12 protein-coding genes are annotated in these 16,784 nt (G+C 36.5%); 5 read left to right on the top strand and 7 right to left on the bottom strand.

Annotation, left to right across the window (positions count from 1 at the left end):
- Nucleotides 1-804 (top strand): TerC family protein, encoded by an 804-nt coding sequence (locus GGR42_RS01080; RefSeq protein ID WP_167959987.1) that lies wholly within the window; start codon nucleotides 1-3, stop codon nucleotides 802-804.
- 81 nt (nucleotides 805-885) lie between these two features.
- Nucleotides 886-1,779 (top strand): tetratricopeptide repeat protein, encoded by an 894-nt coding sequence (locus tag GGR42_RS01075; RefSeq protein WP_167959985.1) that lies wholly within the window; start codon nucleotides 886-888, stop codon nucleotides 1,777-1,779.
- Nucleotides 1,780-1,840: 61 nt separating this feature from the next.
- On the opposite strand, the gene GGR42_RS01070 is transcribed toward GGR42_RS01075, so the two are convergent.
- From GGR42_RS01070 to ychF, 6 genes are all read right to left on the bottom strand, one after another.
- Nucleotides 1,841-2,797: a sterol desaturase family protein gene (locus tag GGR42_RS01070; protein ID WP_167959983.1), complete on the bottom strand. Its 957-nt coding sequence runs from the start codon at nucleotides 2,795-2,797 to the stop codon at nucleotides 1,841-1,843.
- Nucleotides 2,798-2,877: 80 nt separating this feature from the next.
- A complete protein-coding gene (locus GGR42_RS01065) occupies nucleotides 2,878-5,511 on the bottom strand; it encodes a DNA gyrase/topoisomerase IV subunit A (RefSeq protein ID WP_167959981.1) in 2,634 nt (877 codons plus the stop codon).
- Nucleotides 5,512-5,534: 23 nt separating this feature from the next.
- Complete coding sequence (locus GGR42_RS01060; RefSeq protein ID WP_167959979.1) at nucleotides 5,535-7,397, bottom strand: DNA topoisomerase IV subunit B; 1,863 nt, start codon at nucleotides 7,395-7,397, stop codon at nucleotides 5,535-5,537.
- A gap of 107 nt (nucleotides 7,398-7,504) precedes the next feature.
- Nucleotides 7,505-8,410, bottom strand: a complete 906-nt coding sequence (locus tag GGR42_RS01055) for a DMT family transporter (protein ID WP_167959977.1) — start codon at nucleotides 8,408-8,410, stop codon at nucleotides 7,505-7,507.
- A gap of 94 nt (nucleotides 8,411-8,504) precedes the next feature.
- Nucleotides 8,505-9,854, bottom strand: coding sequence for a hypothetical protein (locus tag GGR42_RS01050; protein WP_167959975.1), 1,350 nt, complete (start codon nucleotides 9,852-9,854; stop codon nucleotides 8,505-8,507).
- Nucleotides 9,855-9,944: 90 nt separating this feature from the next.
- On the bottom strand, nucleotides 9,945-11,039 hold the full coding sequence (gene ychF / locus GGR42_RS01045) for a redox-regulated ATPase YchF (RefSeq protein ID WP_167959973.1): 1,095 nt from the start codon (nucleotides 11,037-11,039) through the stop codon (nucleotides 9,945-9,947).
- 259 nt (nucleotides 11,040-11,298) lie between these two features.
- Here ychF and GGR42_RS01040 point away from each other — a divergent pair, with 259 nt between their 5' ends.
- Nucleotides 11,299-14,076, top strand: a complete 2,778-nt coding sequence (locus GGR42_RS01040; RefSeq protein ID WP_167959971.1) for a TonB-dependent receptor — start codon at nucleotides 11,299-11,301, stop codon at nucleotides 14,074-14,076.
- Nucleotides 14,077-14,147: 71 nt separating this feature from the next.
- On the opposite strand, the gene GGR42_RS01035 is transcribed toward GGR42_RS01040, so the two are convergent.
- Nucleotides 14,148-14,498: a 4Fe-4S dicluster domain-containing protein gene (locus GGR42_RS01035; protein WP_167959969.1), complete on the bottom strand. Its 351-nt coding sequence runs from the start codon at nucleotides 14,496-14,498 to the stop codon at nucleotides 14,148-14,150.
- A gap of 67 nt (nucleotides 14,499-14,565) precedes the next feature.
- Between GGR42_RS01035 and GGR42_RS01030 the strand changes: the two genes are divergently transcribed.
- On the top strand, nucleotides 14,566-15,627 hold the full coding sequence (locus GGR42_RS01030; RefSeq protein ID WP_167959967.1) for an acyl-CoA reductase: 1,062 nt from the start codon (nucleotides 14,566-14,568) through the stop codon (nucleotides 15,625-15,627).
- An 85-nt stretch (nucleotides 15,628-15,712) separates the two neighbouring features.
- On the top strand, nucleotides 15,713-16,777 hold the full coding sequence (gene serC / locus GGR42_RS01025) for a 3-phosphoserine/phosphohydroxythreonine transaminase (RefSeq protein WP_167959965.1): 1,065 nt from the start codon (nucleotides 15,713-15,715) through the stop codon (nucleotides 16,775-16,777).
- Nucleotides 16,778-16,784: the final 7 nt, after the last annotated feature.

Genomic DNA, 16,784 nt, shown 5'->3' with positions numbered 1-16,784 from the left:
ATGTTCGAAATTTTCACCAGTCCAGATGCCTGGATAGCTCTATTGACATTAACTTTTTTGGAAATAGTTTTGGGTATAGATAACATTATCTTTATCTCTATTGCTGCGGGCAAATTAGAAAAAGCCCAGCAGAAAAAAGCTACCAACATAGGTTTGATATTGGCCATGGTAATGAGAATACTCTTATTATTTGGAATTTCGCTACTGACATCTTTGAAAAAACCATTTTGGATACTTGATAAATCGTGGATACATGGTGGGATTAGCTGGCAAGCCTTAATATTGTTTTTAGGGGGATTGTTTCTATTGTACAAAAGCACAAAAGAAATACATGAAAAAATTGAGGATAAGGGTCATGACGAACGGGAGGTCACAAAACATAGGTCCACATCATTAAGGAATGCCATTGTTCAAATAACCGTCATTAACATTGTTTTTTCTTTTGATTCCATTTTGACTGCCATTGGTATGACCAATGGGATATCTCCCAACCCCAATGATGCTTTGGTCTTAATGGTAATTGCTGTAGTAGTTTCCGTAATTATTATGATGTTGTTTGCCAATCCTGTTGGGCAATTTGTAAACAAACACCCTTCTATACAAGTGTTGGGACTTTCTTTCCTAATTCTTATTGGTTTTATGCTGATAGCAGAAGCAGCCCATATATCCCATTTGGTTGTTTTTGGAAATGAAGTGGGCACCATTCCAAAAGGATATTTATACTTTGCCATAGCATTCTCTTTACTGGTAGAGTTCTTTAATATGAGAATTCGTAAAAATGATGTGGTAGAAGACAATGCCTAATTAAATTTTGGTGAAGGTTACAAGTAAATCTAGATAGTATCTTATATATAATTACGTTAGAGCCTATTTAATAAAGCAAGAATGATAAAAATATATGGAGCTTTAGTTTTTGTTTTAATATCACAAATTGTACTTAGTCAAGATTATCAAGCGGAATTTCAACAATATTGTGAAACCAACGATACATTAGGCCAGTTAAAGGTTTTAAAAAAGTGGCAATCCGAAAGCCCAAAAGATGCGGAACTTTTTACAAATTATTTTAATTATTATTTTACCAAATCAAGACAAGAATTAGTCTCTTTAACAACCACTCCTCCGAATGGAGAAAGTTATATGTTAAAAGACAGCACAAACCAAACGGCTGGTTACATTGGAAGTCAAATTAATTATAACCAAAGTGAGTTAAAAAAAGGACTGGACAAAATAGATGAAGGCATTATACTATATCCTAATCGACTTGATATGAGATTTGGTAAAATATATGTCTTTGGACAAATTTCGGACTGGAAAAGTTTTACTTCGGAAATAATTAAAACAATTGAGCATTCGTCTAAGAATCAAAATAGTTGGAGCTGGACAAACAATGAAAAATATGCAGGAGGGGAAAAAGAATTTCTTTTAGATATTCAAAACTATCAATTGCAATTATATGATACGGGAAATGATAACCTGCTTAAGAATATGCGAGAAATTGCTAGTTCTGTTTTGAAATTTTACCCAAATCATATTGAGAGTTTATCAAACCTATCAATTACATATTTGTTAACTGGAGAATTTGACAAAGGAATTAAACCTCTACTACGAGCTGAAAAAATTAATCCAAAAGACTTTATAGTACTTGGAAATATTGCTCAAGGATACAAACTTAAAGGGGATAAGAAAAAAGCTATTGAGTATTATGAAAAGACGGCAAAATATGGAGATGAAAGAGCTAGGGAATACGCCAGACAGCAAATAAGGGAGTTAAAAGAATAAAAACTGGCTCCACACTGATTATAATTCAACTTGGCCTGCATAAACTGAAAAACATTAAATTCTAATTAGGCCTACTAAAAGCAACTTCTGGGTTTTTGGATTTTTCTTCCTTAAACATACGCTGCTGCTGCTTTACCGTCATGGTACTGCCATCATGGCTCCATCCAGGAGGTCCAAAGATGTACATAAGCTTATGGGAAAGTTTTTTGGATTTTTTGGTGTCGTTCCAAATATCCTTGAACTCATGGGTTAATATTACAACAGGGTTATAGGATTCAGGTGCATGGATTACACCATATTTTACATCAATATCATCATCCAATTCTTTCCAAGTGCCAAACAATTTGTCAAAAATGTTTAAGAAACCACCATGGTTTTTATCCAAATACTCCACATTTTGTGCATGGTGCACTTGGTGCATGGTGTGGGTGTTCATAAATTTTTCGATAAAACCCATTTTTGGAATATAAACAGAGTGCAATTGAAATTGCCACAAGGCCTCTATTCCTAAACAGACCACTACCATTTCTGGAGGAAAACCAATTGCTGGCATCCACATATAAAACAAAGGTTTGTACAAGATGGTAAACCACCCGTTTCTCACAGCTGTACCTAAATTAAAATTATCTGATGAATGGTGTACAATATGTGCTGCCCACAGAATTCTTATTTCATGATTGGCCCTATGAAACCAATAGTAGGTAAAATCATCCGCTAATTGACACAATAGCCAAACAAACCAAGCATAACCAAAAGATTCGTACCCCATAATATTGGTTCTTACCCCATTGATTTCTGGATTAAATATTCCATAAACAAACTCAAACAGCACAATAGCAGAAATCACTTTTATCAACGGAGCAATAATAGCGGAACCTATTCCCATAAATCCACTTGCCGCCAAGTCTTTCCAATTATATAAGTCGTCATCGCCATGTGTTTTACTATAGGTAAGCTCCAATAAAATAAAAGCTATAAAACAAGGCACTCCATAAACCAGGGGGTTGGTAAAATCCATCTAAAATCTAATTTTTGCTAAGATACTACTAAAGAGAAGGTCTTTTTCCATAAATAATACTAAAATAGACAAGGTTTATACTAAAATAAGGTATGCTGATCGGAACTCCCATTTTGTTGACTGTCCTTGGTATCTTTTTTTGTAGGCTCTACATCTTCTTCGTCCACCACTTCCATTTCTTCTGGGCTACTTTCTTTGGGCTCTTGATATGGCAAGGGTTCCAATGCATTAATGTTCCTCACTTTGTCTGTTGTTAATTGATTGCCCAATGCCTTTATTCCTTTTATAGAAATAAAATTTTCCAAATCCACAGTTTGATTTGGTTTTGCTTCCTTTCCTCTTGGCTTTACAAATTCTATTTCCGCAACGGGTCGCCAATCCGTAGAAATAAGTTCTAAAAATGATTTTGGATGATCAGAAATAAACTGTTCTTCTCTTTGCTCATTTTCAACCAAGAATCTTTTTACGTAATATTTGTCCTTTTCACCATCATAGTGGATAGCGGAAAGTGGTTTGTTGGGCTTCCATTTTTCTAAAACAATCATATCTTCATCAAAATGGGTCGTTAAATCGGGCAAAATGGTCTTGACCACTCCTTTTTGGGTAACAATCAATAACAGATCATCTCCTTTAAATTCACCCAAAAGCTCTCCTCTACCATCTACATTTAACCGTCTAACAACATCATCGAACCATATTTTACGTGGTTTTAAGGTTGATACCCCTTGTTCTTTGAACTCAATTCGTTTAACAGTGTATTTAGTGACAATATTGCCCTTAGAGGCTCTGCCCTTTATGAGAACATCAGAAAAATCCAAATCCCATTTTAACTTTTTAATACTGCCGGCCTGTCGCAATAAAACAGTTATAACTTCCGCTTCTCCATTGGGATTAGCGGTGAAATAAAGTATATCTGAGCTGGCTTTCCCAGTAGTTAAATCGTATAATTTATCTCTTGTAACAGAGGTAACCGTAAATCTTTTTATGTAACTGGGACCTCCCCTACCATCTTTATAGACCATATTATATACAGTACGGCTGTCTTTCTTTTTAAACACGGCAACATGGATAATGTTCTTACCAATAAATGTCTTGGCATCCACTTTGGTAACCATCATCTTGCCTTCCTTTGTAAAGACAATGATATCGTCTATATCACTGCAATCTGTTACATATTCATCCCTTCGCAATGATGTTCCAACAAAACCTTCATCTCTATTTACATAAAGTTTTGTATTTCTAATGACCACTTTTGTTGCCTCTATATCATCAAAAATCCGAATCTCTGACTTGCGCTCCCTTCCTTTTCCGTATTTCTTCTTTAATTCTTTAAAATAATTGATAGCAAACTCTACCAAATTGGCCAAATGATGTTTTGTCTCTGCAATTCTTTCTTCCAGATTATCAAGATGTTGCTGCGCTTTGTCCAAATCAAATTTGGAAATTCTTTTTATTCTGATTTCCGTTAAGCGAGTAATATCCTCCTCCGTAACCGGTCTTTTTAAATGTTCTATGTGGGGTTTTAAACCTTTATCTATTGCACTGATAACCCCTTCCCAAGTTTCTTCTTCTTCAATATCACGATAGATTCTCTTTTCTATAAAAATACGCTCCAAAGATGCAAAATGCCATTGTTCCTCTAATTCTCCAAGCTGAATTTCCAACTCCGCTTTAAGAAGGTCTACCGTATTGTCCGTAGAACGCTTTAGCATTTCTGTTACTCCAATAAACAAAGGTTTGTTATCTTCAATAACACAGCCCAAAGGAGATATGGAGGACTCACAGGCGGTAAAGGCATATAGAGCGTCAATTGTTTTATCAGGAGATATGCCTGGAGGAATATGCACCAAAATTTCTACTTCGGCAGCTGTATTGTCCTCAATTTTCTTGACTTTTATCTTTCCTTTGTCATTTGCCTTAAGAATGGAATCTATAAGGGAGGATGTATTGGTACCATAGGGAATTTCATTGATGACCAACGTATTTTTATCCATTTGGGATATCTTGGCACGCACTCTTATTTTCCCCCCACGGAGACCATCATTATAATTACTGACATCAATAATTCCCGAAGTTGGAAAATCTGGATATATGGTAAAGCGCTGTCCCTTTAAGTGTTTTACAGAGGCATCAATAAGTTCATTAAAATTATGCGGCAATATCTTGGTAGAAAGACCAACGGCAATTCCTTCTGCTCCCTGGGCCAATAAAAGTGGAAATTTCACAGGGAGATTAACGGGCTCCTTTTTCCTACCATCATAGGACATTTGCCATTCCGTGATTTTTGGGCTAAAAATTACTTCCAAAGCAAATTTAGACAGCCTTGCTTCTATATATCTGGATGCTGCAGCCCTATCACCCGTTAATATATTTCCCCAGTTTCCTTGGGTATCTATTAACAAATCTTTTTGGCCTATTTGGACCATTGCATCGGCAATACTGGCATCACCATGGGGGTGGTATTGCATGGTATGCCCAACTACATTGGCTACTTTATTATACCTACCATCATCTAGCTCTTTAAGCGAGTGCATTATTCTTCTTTGCACTGGTTTAAAGCCATCCTCAATGGCCGGTACAGCTCTTTCTAAAATAACATAGGAAGCATAATCTAAAAACCAATCTTTATACATTCCAGTTACCTTTGTAAGGGTGTCCTGAGAATCTATCTGATTATCATTATGTGCTTCGTTCAACTCTTCATTTTCTTCCATAAAGAAAGATGCAGGTATTTTGTTTACAATTGGTTTTCTTCAACTAAATCTAGTTCCACCTTAAGATTATTTATAATAAACTTTTGGCGGTCTGGCGTATTCTTGCCCATATAAAATGCTAAGAGGTCTTCAATGGACATGGCCTTATCCAACATCACCGGCTCTAATCTAATATCATCCCCTATAAAATGTTGAAATTCATCCGGAGAAATTTCTCCTAACCCCTTAAATCGGGTAATCTCAGGTTTTCCCGTCAATTTATCTATTGCTGCCCTCCGTTCCTCATCACTATAGCAATATATTGTTTCCTTTTTATTACGAACCCTAAATAAGGGGGTTTGTAAAATATACAAATGATTCTCCTTTATCAATTCTGGAAAAAATTGTAAGAAAAAGGTGATTAGTAATAATCGTATGTGCATGCCATCTACATCCGCATCCGTGGCAATTACAATATTGTTATACCTTAGATCCTCCATGGATTCTTCAATGTTCAATGCTGCCTGTAACAGATTAAACTCTTCATTCTCGTACACAATCTTCTTGGACATACCATAAGAATTCAAAGGCTTTCCTCTAAGGCTAAAAACTGCCTGTGTGTTTACATCCCTAGATTTGGTAATAGAACCCGATGCCGAATCTCCCTCTGTAATAAACAAGGTACTCTCCAAACGTCTGTCCTTTTTTAAATCCCCAAGATGTACCCTACAATCCCGTAACTTTTTATTGTGCAAGCTGGCCTTTTTTGCCCTATCCCTTGCCAGTTTTCTAATACCTGATAATTCTTTGCGCTCTTTTTCCGCTTGGACAATTTTACGCTGGATTTTTTCAGCAGTTTCAGGGTTTTTATGAAGAAAATTATCCAGATATTTTCCAACAAAATCATTGATATAGGTTCTTACCGTAGGTAAATCCCCTCCCATGTCCGTAGAGCCCAACTTTGTTTTGGTCTGACTTTCAAAAACAGGTTCCATCACCTTAATGGATATGGCAGAAATAATTGATTTTCTTATGTCTGATGGGTCATAATTTTTTCCATAGAAATCGCGGATGGTCCTAACCAGTGCTTCTCTAAAAGCGGTTAAATGGGTCCCTCCCTGCGTAGTATGCTGCCCATTCACAAAAGAATGATACTCTTCACTATACTGGGTTTTGCTATGTGTAAGGGCTACCTCAATATCATCTCCACGTAAGTGAATTATAGGATAAAGCATATCCTCTATATTATTGTTGTCTTCCAACAAATCCCTTAGACCATTTTCTGAGTGAAATTTTTCACCATTAAAAACAATTGTCAACCCAGGGTTTAGGTACACATAGTTTTTAAGCATGCGTTCTACATACTCATTTCTATACTTGTATTTTTTAAAGATTATTTCATCTGGAGTAAAAGAAACTTTAGTTCCTTTTCTTTTAGTGGATTCCATGGGACCTTCTTCCACTACCAAGTTACCTTGATGAAATTCAGCAGTCTTTATCTGGTTCTCTCTACTGGATTCAACCTTAAAAAATGTAGAAAGTGCATTTACGGCCTTTGTCCCTACTCCATTTAAACCAACCGATTTTTTAAAGGCACGGGAATCATACTTTCCACCCGTGTTCATTTTTGAAACAACATCCACTACTTTTCCCAAAGGAATACCACGCCCATAATCCCTAACATGTACAACATTATCCTTGATGCTTATGTCAATGGTCTTACCCGCACCCATAACAAACTCATCTATACAGTTATCAATGACCTCTTTTAAGAGAATATAGATACCGTCATCCGCCGAAGAACCATCCCCCAACTTTCCAATATACATTCCAGGACGCATGCGTATATGCTCTTTCCAGTCCAACGAGCGTATATTGTCTTCGGTATATTGTGTGTTTTCTGCCATTAAATAGTTTTGCTATGTAGGTCTGCTAATATAGGAAGTGTAATAAAAAGATAAAACCCCTAACCCTTAAAGTAATTAACAATCAAAGACTATTTTTTGTTGATAGGCTATTTTTGGGACTGTTTTACCCTTGTGACCAAGGCAACGCCCAAAATTACAATGAGCATTCCTATAACTTGCACACTGGTAATTGTCTCATCTAAGAAAAAATAAGCCAGGATAATTGTGGAAATGGGACCCAAACTACCAAAGATTGAAAAGGTTGAAGCACCTAACCTACCTATTGCTTCCGACACCAAAAAAGAGGGTATTAAAGTCGAAAAGATGGCCATGGCCAGTCCCAAAAGATATACTTCTGTGGGGTATGTGAACAAAATAGAGCAATCCGCACTCAAAAAGTAATTTATCGCTACATAAATTGTAGATGCAATCATGGCATAGGCCGTAAAACTAACTGACCCAAACTTTGGTATTAACCATCCACTACCTACTAGGTACAAAGCATAAGTAAGAGCGCTAAGGAAAATTAAAAAACCACCCCAAAGAACAGCATCTCCTGTTAATCCAATTTCGTTCCAGAAGACCGCTAGGACGCCAAAATACGTAATACATATAGCAGTGGCCTGTATCTTGGTAATTTTCTTTTTAAAAAATAACCATGATAAAAGGACTACCAATGTTGGATAGATGAACAAAATAATACGTTCCAATCCTGCTTTTATAAACTGTAAGCCTTCAAAATCGAACAAACTGGCCAAGTAATACCCTACAAAACCAAAAAAAGCAATCCAGAGATAATCCTTGGTCTTTATTTCCTTTGGGTACAGTGGTTTTTTCCAAAAAGCAATAGCAATATAAAAGGGAAGGGCAAACATCATTCTAAAAAAAAGTAATGTTACCGTGTCTATACCATATCTATAGGCTAATTTCACCATAATGGCCTTGGCAGAAAACAAGACCACACCAAGAATGGCAAAAATCACTCCTAATGAGACGGATGAATTCTTAATCATACCACTAAAGTAGTAGCGAAATACGTAAGGGTTATTTCAATTGAAGTTAAATTACGATGTTCAATAAAGGTTTAAACATTAAATCTAAAACATACTATAATTTACAATTCCCATCAATCATATCTTGTAAAGTCGGATTGTATAAATTAGAGGAAACTATAAAAGACTCAGAAAAGCCATTGATAATTAAATTATTGAAAATACAAAAATCATCCAAAACAGAATTATTCCTGATTTGAAACCTTTCACCCACGGAGGTCAAATTACTAAAAGCAGTGATTGATGTCAAGAGAATATTAGAATCGATTTGTATTTGCCAATCTAAATTGGTTAAAGAATCAAATCCTTGAATTGAAGTCAATTCTCTATTATTGGTTATTTCAACAAATTTCAAACTGCTTAATAGATTAAATATATTAATCTCCTTTAGCATAGCATTTCCACTTATAACAATACCGTTAGCCATCTCAAGAGAACTTAAGGGAGTAATGTCAGTCAGAGAATCATTATTGTTTAACCATAGCTCCGCTTGTCCACCACTAAGACTCGTTAAATTGGAAAATCCGCTTAAATCTGTAAGCACTGGATTGTTTGTGATTTGCAAATTGGTTCCAAGCATTTCTAAATTGTGAAAACCTGAAATAGTCTCAAGACTAGCATTGTTATCAATCCTAAGAAGGGAATTTAAACTTTTTGTTTGGGAAAACCCTGAAATTGTTTGTAGGGCATCATTTCCAATAAAAAAAATTGCTGTAGTAACACTCAGATCAGCTAATGCCGAAATATCAGTTAATAAATCATTACTAATGAACTGAACTACATTCCCAGTTGAAACCAAGTTTTCCAATCCGTTGACAGATACAAGATTGCTTGCATTTGAAACAATTAAATCTCCTCCAAGGAGTTCTATGGAACTTAATGGGGATAAATCAGTGACTGTTCCAAATATTCTTAAATCCCCAGTGATTTCAGTATATCCTTCTGCTCCAAAAGATTCCACCAAATCTTGATTGTTCAAGTCAATTGTTCCTTCATAGATCTTTTGTACAGGTTCTGGCTGAAGTGTTGTAAAACTTTGCTCTTCACCATAAGTTGTTCCCTTGCTGTTAGTAGCATATGCCTTTATAAAATATTCAGTATTCTCCTCTAGGTCAGAAAGTGTAGATGAGAAATTACCTGTTCCGGTACCAATCAATAGCTTATTATCATTTTCTGTTGGATTAGGCGTTGTTGCCCATACTACACCCCTTTCCGAAACATTTGCCCCTCCGTTGTTGGAGATGTTCCCGCCAACAGTTGCCGATGTTTCTTCAATATCGGTGACAGCAAGTGTTGTTAAAGTAGGAAGGTTGACAGTGATTTTCTCAACTTCTTCTGGGGAATCTGAGGTAGAGCAGCCATAAAATAGAAGAAGGATAATTGTTGCAAAAAGGACATTTCTCATTTGAGCTGGTTTGGATGTTCATCAGCTAAAATAGATTAACCTAGAAGGTCAACAAAATGTTTTCGATAAAACTAAGGCTATATAGAGAGATTACACATTAAACCTAAAATGCATAACATCACCATCCTTAACTACATAGTCCTTTCCTTCCACCCGCATTTTACCAGCTTCCTTTACTTTGGCCTCGGTACCATAAATTACGTAATCATCATAGGCAATGACTTCTGCTCTAATAAATCCTTTTTCAAAATCTGTATGGATTACCCCCGCAGCTTGGGGAGCTGTGGCCCCAACAGGAATGGTCCAAGCACGAACCTCCTTAACTCCAGCTGTAAAATAAGTTTCTAAATTCAATAACTTGTAGGCGCCACGTATCAACTTGGCAGATCCAGGCTCAGACAGGCCCAAATCTTCCAAAAACATTTGTCTTTCGTCATAGGTTTCCAATTCAGTAATATCTGCTTCTGTACCCACTGCTAAAACTACGACCTCCGCATTTTCATTGGCTACAGTTGCTTTTACTTTTTCAACATATTCATTACCATCCACCGCAGCACCTTCATCTACATTACATACATACATAACAGGCTTGTCTGTTATAAACTGTAGGGGCTTAACATACTCCAATCTATCTTCTTTTTCAATCTCAATAGCACGCACAGAAACACCAGCTTCAAGTCCGTCTTTCAATTTTAAAAGAACTGCTTCCTCTTTTTGGGCTTCTTTATTCCCAGTTTTAGCGGCACGTTTTACTTTATCCAACTTTTTTTCGACCGTTTCTAAGTCCTTAAGCTGTAATTCCATGTCTATGGTCTCTTTATCCCTAATTGGGTCTACAGAGCCATCCACATGAACAATATTATCATTGTCAAAACAACGTAGTACATGTAAAATGGCATCTGTTTCACGAATATTTCCGAGAAACTGATTTCCAAGACCTTCCCCCTTACTGGCTCCCTTTACTAAACCAGCTATATCCACTATTTCAACAGTTGCGGGCACTACCCTTTCTGGGGCTACCAGCTCTTCCAGTTTTTCCAATCTGGCATCTGGTACATTTACCACTCCAATATTAGGTTCTATCGTACAAAACGGAAAATTTGCACTTTGCGCCTTAGCATTGGAAAGGCAATTAAAAAGAGTGGATTTCCCCACATTTGGCAATCCTACAATACCAGCTTTCATGTTTTAATATTTTGAACGTGCAAATATAAACCAAGTAGATATTTTGTAGTGTATTAAGATGATAATATTATTTATAGAATGACTATTGAGGTGTTATTTACAGTTAATTTAACAGTAAAATTATGATATAAATTGTAGTATAAATGGTTGTAAATCTATAGGAAATTAACAATAAAATTGTGTAAGTTTTACTAAATCTTTAAGGAATTGTTGAAATAATTACCTATCATTGATTTTTTTAACTCAAAAATTACACATTATGAAAAAAACTTATCTTATTTTATTTCTTGTACTATTCAGTGTCTCCCCAATGTTCGCCCAGAACTCGGTAAGTGGTACTGTTAAAGATGATAGTGGGGTTCCACTTGTTGGTGTCAACATTGTGGAAAAAGGAACTTCCAATGGAACAACAACGGATTTTGACGGTAACTATACTATAGATGTAGGGGATAATGCTACCTTGGTTTTTAGTTATATAGGTTATAGTTCTAGCGAGCAAGTAGTTGGTGGCCGTTCCACAATTAATGCCACACTGGCCGAAGGCGTTCAATTGGAGGAATTTATTGTAGTGGGATCGCGTACTGCGCCACGTAGTAATGCCGATACTCCATTACCGGTGGATGTGTTGCCTGCAAAGGAATTAACGGCTACAGGTCAGACTACTTTTGACAAGGCCCTACAATATAGAATACCTTCATTTAATACAGTACAAACACCTGTTAATGATGCCACTTCTCTATTGGACCCCTACGAAATTAGAAATATGGGACCCAGTAGAACATTAATTCTTATTAATGGAAAAAGGAAGAATTTAAGTGCTTTATTATATACTCAAACCTCTCCCGGACGTGGAGAAACGGGAGCAGATATTTCTGCTATCCCAACAGATGCCATTAAAAGAGTTGAAATACTTAGGGATGGGGCATCTGCCCAATACGGTTCTGATGCCATTGCAGGGGTAATGAACATTATTTTAAAAGACAGTCCTTCCGAAGGCTCCGCAACACTTAGGACGGGTATTACCTCAGAAGGCGATGGTGAAATGTTTGGTATTAGTATAAACAATGGTACCAGTATTGGAGAAGACAAGGGCTTTGTAAACTATACTGTTGATTTGTCCAAAGTAAATTTGGCAAACAGACCAGGTACAGTAGATGCAGCTGGTGAAGCTGGAGATTTTGGTGCTGATATTGCAGATGTGCAAGAATTTTTATCAAGAAAGCCCGATGCTGGAAATATTAATGGTTCCCCGGAAACTGCTGCCGCCAAGTTCTCGGTAAACTTTGGACATGATTTAAGCGATAATACCTCATTGTATGCAAATGCAGCCTACGTTTATAAAGCGGTTAACAGTTATGCAAATTACAGAACCCCATATTGGAGAACTGAGGCTGATTTTCCTTATTTAGCGGATTTTTTCCCTAATGGACCCAATGGTTCTTATGATGGGTATGTTCCTACTTTTGAAGGCTTGTTAAGTGATTACAATGGTACGGTTGGGTTCAAATCAACTATAAATGATTGGAATATTGATGCAAGTTTCACAACAGGAGGAAACCTGCAAACATACAAAGTAAACGACTCCCATAACCGAAACGTAGTGTATTCCCCATCCACATGGGTAGATGCCAATACAAATGGTGTTATAGATGACGGAGAAGTAACAGAAGGCTCTCAATTGTATAGAGAAAATAGTCAGCAATCATTTGATCCAGGTGGAACTAAATTTTCACATAATGTGGGTAACATCGATATTTCAAGAATACTTTCTGATAAAATTAGCATTGGTATTGGTGCAGAGTTTAGAACAGAAACCTTTGAAGTCATAGAAGGTGAATTAGCTTCTTATGATGGGGGTGGTGCAGATTCATTTGCAGGGGCTTCTCCCCAAAACTCTGGGAAATTTAATAGATACAATATTGGTGGATATTTTAGTTTGGATTATGATGTGTCCGACGAGTTTTTATTGAGCGGTACTATTAGAACCGAAAACTATTCTGATTTTGGTAATGCATTTGTATACAAGTTTAGTTCTCGTTATAAAGTAAGCGATGCTGTTACCTTAAGAGGGTCTATTTCTTCAGGTTTTAGAGCCCCAACCCTACATCAAATTTATACACAAAAAGCACAGTATAGTTTTGTTCCTGGACAGGGAATACAGGTGGGTGGATTAATTAATAATGTATCCACTCAAGCAAAATTATTGGGTATCCCTCAATTGGATGCTGAGACCTCCAATAACTTTACCGTAGGGATTGGTGGAAAAATAGATGATAATTTCAGCTATACTTTGGATTACTATAATATTGCGGTAAAAGATCGTATAGTTTTGGGAACAGAAATAGGGCCTAGTGGAGATGTAAATAATCCACTGGATATTCTTCTGGCCAATAATAACCTGAGCGATGTAAGTTTCTTTTCAAATGCAATAGACACTAAAACATCTGGTATTGATGTAGTTCTTGGATATAAAAACATTGAATTAGGTGAAGGTAACCTTGGTTTTAACTTATCTGGTAACTATACAATTCAAAACGAGCGAGATGGAGCTGTAAAAAATCCAGATTTGGTTGCCCAAGCAGGCCAGTCAGTTGTAAATGATACACAGGAGGCCCTTTTCTTTACATCTAGGCCAAAAACCAAATGGATTTTGGGAGCAAATTATGACATAAACAAGTTTGGGTTCTCACTGAACAATACTTATTTTGGAAAAACTACTTTTAAGCAACAAGGCATGAGCACTGACTTAAGAACAGAGTTCACTCCAAAAATTGTTACTGATTTAGGCGTTAATTTTAATGCAACGGATAAGCTAACCCTTTCCTTAAATGTGAACAACTTGCTTAACGTGTTGCCAGAGTGGAGCTTTGTTGCAGAGAATGCTGCTGGAACAGCTCTTATTAATGATGCGGCTGCCATTAAAAACCAGTCAAATTTAATTACGTTCAATCAGCGTTATTCTCAAATGACTTATGATGGATACCATTTTAGTCAATTGGGCACCTTGTTTAATCTATCATTAAACTATAAGTTCTAAGATTAAACCTATAGAGTAAATAAAAATGCCACCTTTTGAGGTGGCATTTTTTATTAGTAAACTAATTAGTTCTATTCTGGGTGCATAAAACGCTGTTTCCCCAATAGCACCTCTTCAGATTCTACGTGGTCGTCATCTGGAACACAACAATCCACAGGGCATACTGCGGCACACTGGGGTTCTTCATGGAAGCCCATGCATTCTGTACACTTATCAGGTGAAATATAATAAATCTCATCACTAATAGGTTCTTGCGCATCATCGGCATTTACTTCCTTGCCATTAGGCAATACCACATCTCCTTCCAGCGAAGTTCCATCAGCATAACGCCATTCATCAGCTCCTTCATAGATTGCCGTATTTGGACATTCTGGTTCACAAGCCCCACAATTAATACATTCATCTGTTATTATAATTGCCATAATCTTCTTTTTCTAAATGCGTACTTTTGTACAAAGGTAATCTCAATAAAAATTTTGTACAAATATAATGACCGACGTCGCTCTTAGATCAAAAGCTTTTGTTAAACTTGGAACGTTTCTACGAGAATTTTGTGAATATTCTAAAAAACCTATAGATTTAGTAGGAATTAACGAACACTGGTTCCCAGAGTTTAACGCTAAAATTGACCTTTCTGGCCATAAAAATGGTTGGCACACAAGAGAAAATGTTCTTTTTAGCTTAGAAAACTGGGGGCGTCAGTTAACCGAAAGCAACATAAATAATTGGTTAAAAGAATATGATTTAACCACAATTAGCCCAAAACAAGTTGCCATTATTATGGCGGGAAACATTCCTTTGGTAGGCTTTCATGATTTTCTATCCACACTAATCACAGGTAACAACATATTGATCAAAGCATCAACCAATGACAATGTGCTCCTACCCTTTTTGGCAAAATATCTTGTACACATAGAACCCTCATTTAAAAAGGCAATAGTTTTTGTGGAAGGTCAATTGCAAAACTATGACTGCGTTATTGCAACGGGTAGTAACAATACGGCACGCTATTTTGAGCATTATTTTGGTGGTAAACCAAACATTATCAGAAGAAATAGAAACTCTGTTGCTATTTTAACAGGTAAGGAAAGTGCCGAACAATTACATGCTTTGGGAGAAGATATTTTTAGGTACTTTGGTCTTGGTTGCCGCAGCGTTTCAAAACTTTTTGTCCCTGTTGGTTACAATTTTGATGCTTTTTTTAAGGCGATTTACCCCTATAAAACAATTATTGAAGGGGTTAAGTATTCCAATAACTATGATTATAATAAAGCAGTGTATTTAATGAGCGAGTTTAAAATATTGGACAATGGCTTCCTATTGCTCAAAGAGAATAAGAGCTATGCTTCGCCGATTGGCACTGTGTTTTATGAACCATATGATTCTATGGAAAATTTAATGAATTTGTTGGAATCGGATAAAGAAAAGTTACAATGCATTGTAGGCAATGGTATATTGAAAACTGAAATTCCCTTTGGGCAAACACAAACGCCTTCCCTAAACGATTATGCCGATGGGGTGGACACTGTTGAATTCTTGTTAAGAACATAACAGAAATTGTTGTGTTTTGCCCATGAAATTTCAACTTATTTTATGACCTTTAGCTGCTTAATTTTATTCCACTAAAACGAATCAAATGAAAAAACATAATTTTAGTGCAGGTCCATGTATTCTGCCACAAGAAGTAATGAGAAAAGCTGCGGAGGCAGTTATAGAACTTGATGGTATTGGGCTTTCCTTAATAGAAATCTCACATAGAAGTACCGAGTTTGTTGCTATTATGGATAGGGCGAGATCGTTGGTGCTGGAACTTATGGGATTAGAAAACAAAGGATACCAAGCTCTTTTTTTGCAAGGAGGCGCTAGTATGGAATTCCTTATGGCCGCATATAACTTACTGGAAACCAAGGCGGGATATGTAAATACAGGAGCATGGAGCGCAAAGGCAATCAAAGAGGCTAAGCTATTTGGAGAAGTTATAGAACTGGCCTCATCAGAAGACAAAAATTTTAATTATATACCTAAGGGATATACTATTCCAGATGATTTGGACTATTTACATTTAACATCCAACAATACCATATTTGGAACTCAAATAAAGGAATTCCCAAAAACCAATGTTTCTGTGGTTTGTGATATGAGCTCAGATATTTTCTCAAGACAAATGGATTTTTCCCAGTTTGATCTTATCTATGCCGGAGCACAAAAAAACATGGGTCCGGCTGGGACTACCTTGGTAGTTGTAAAAGAGGACATCCTTGGAAAAGTTAGTCGCCAAATACCTTCTATGTTGGATTATAAAGTACATATAAGCAAGGACAGCATGTTTAATACACCACCTGTTTTTCCAGTATACGTCTCTATGTTAACCTTACAATGGCTTAAGGACTTAGGAGGAATTGCTGCTATTGAGGAACTAAATGAGAAAAAAGCACGGTTAATTTATTCTGAAATAGAATTGAATCCATTGTTCAAGGGCTTTGCCGCCAAAGAAGACCGTTCCAACATGAATGCAACTTTTAATCTTACAGATGATTCATTAAAAGAAAGATTTGATGCTATGTGGAAAGAAGCCGGAATAAGTGGTGTAAATGGCCACCGTTCTGTTGGCGGATATAGAGCTTCTATGTACAATGCCTTATCTCTTGAGAGTGTTGGCACACTGGTAGATGTCATGAGCGAATTGGAAAGAAAAGCATAATTTAATC

The sequence above is a fragment of the Saonia flava genome (genome assembly GCF_011927795.1).
Lineage (GTDB): Bacteria > Bacteroidota > Bacteroidia > Flavobacteriales > Flavobacteriaceae > Saonia > Saonia flava.
The sequence above is the reverse complement of the archived record's forward strand: the minus strand, read 5'-3'. Positions and strand labels throughout refer to the sequence as shown.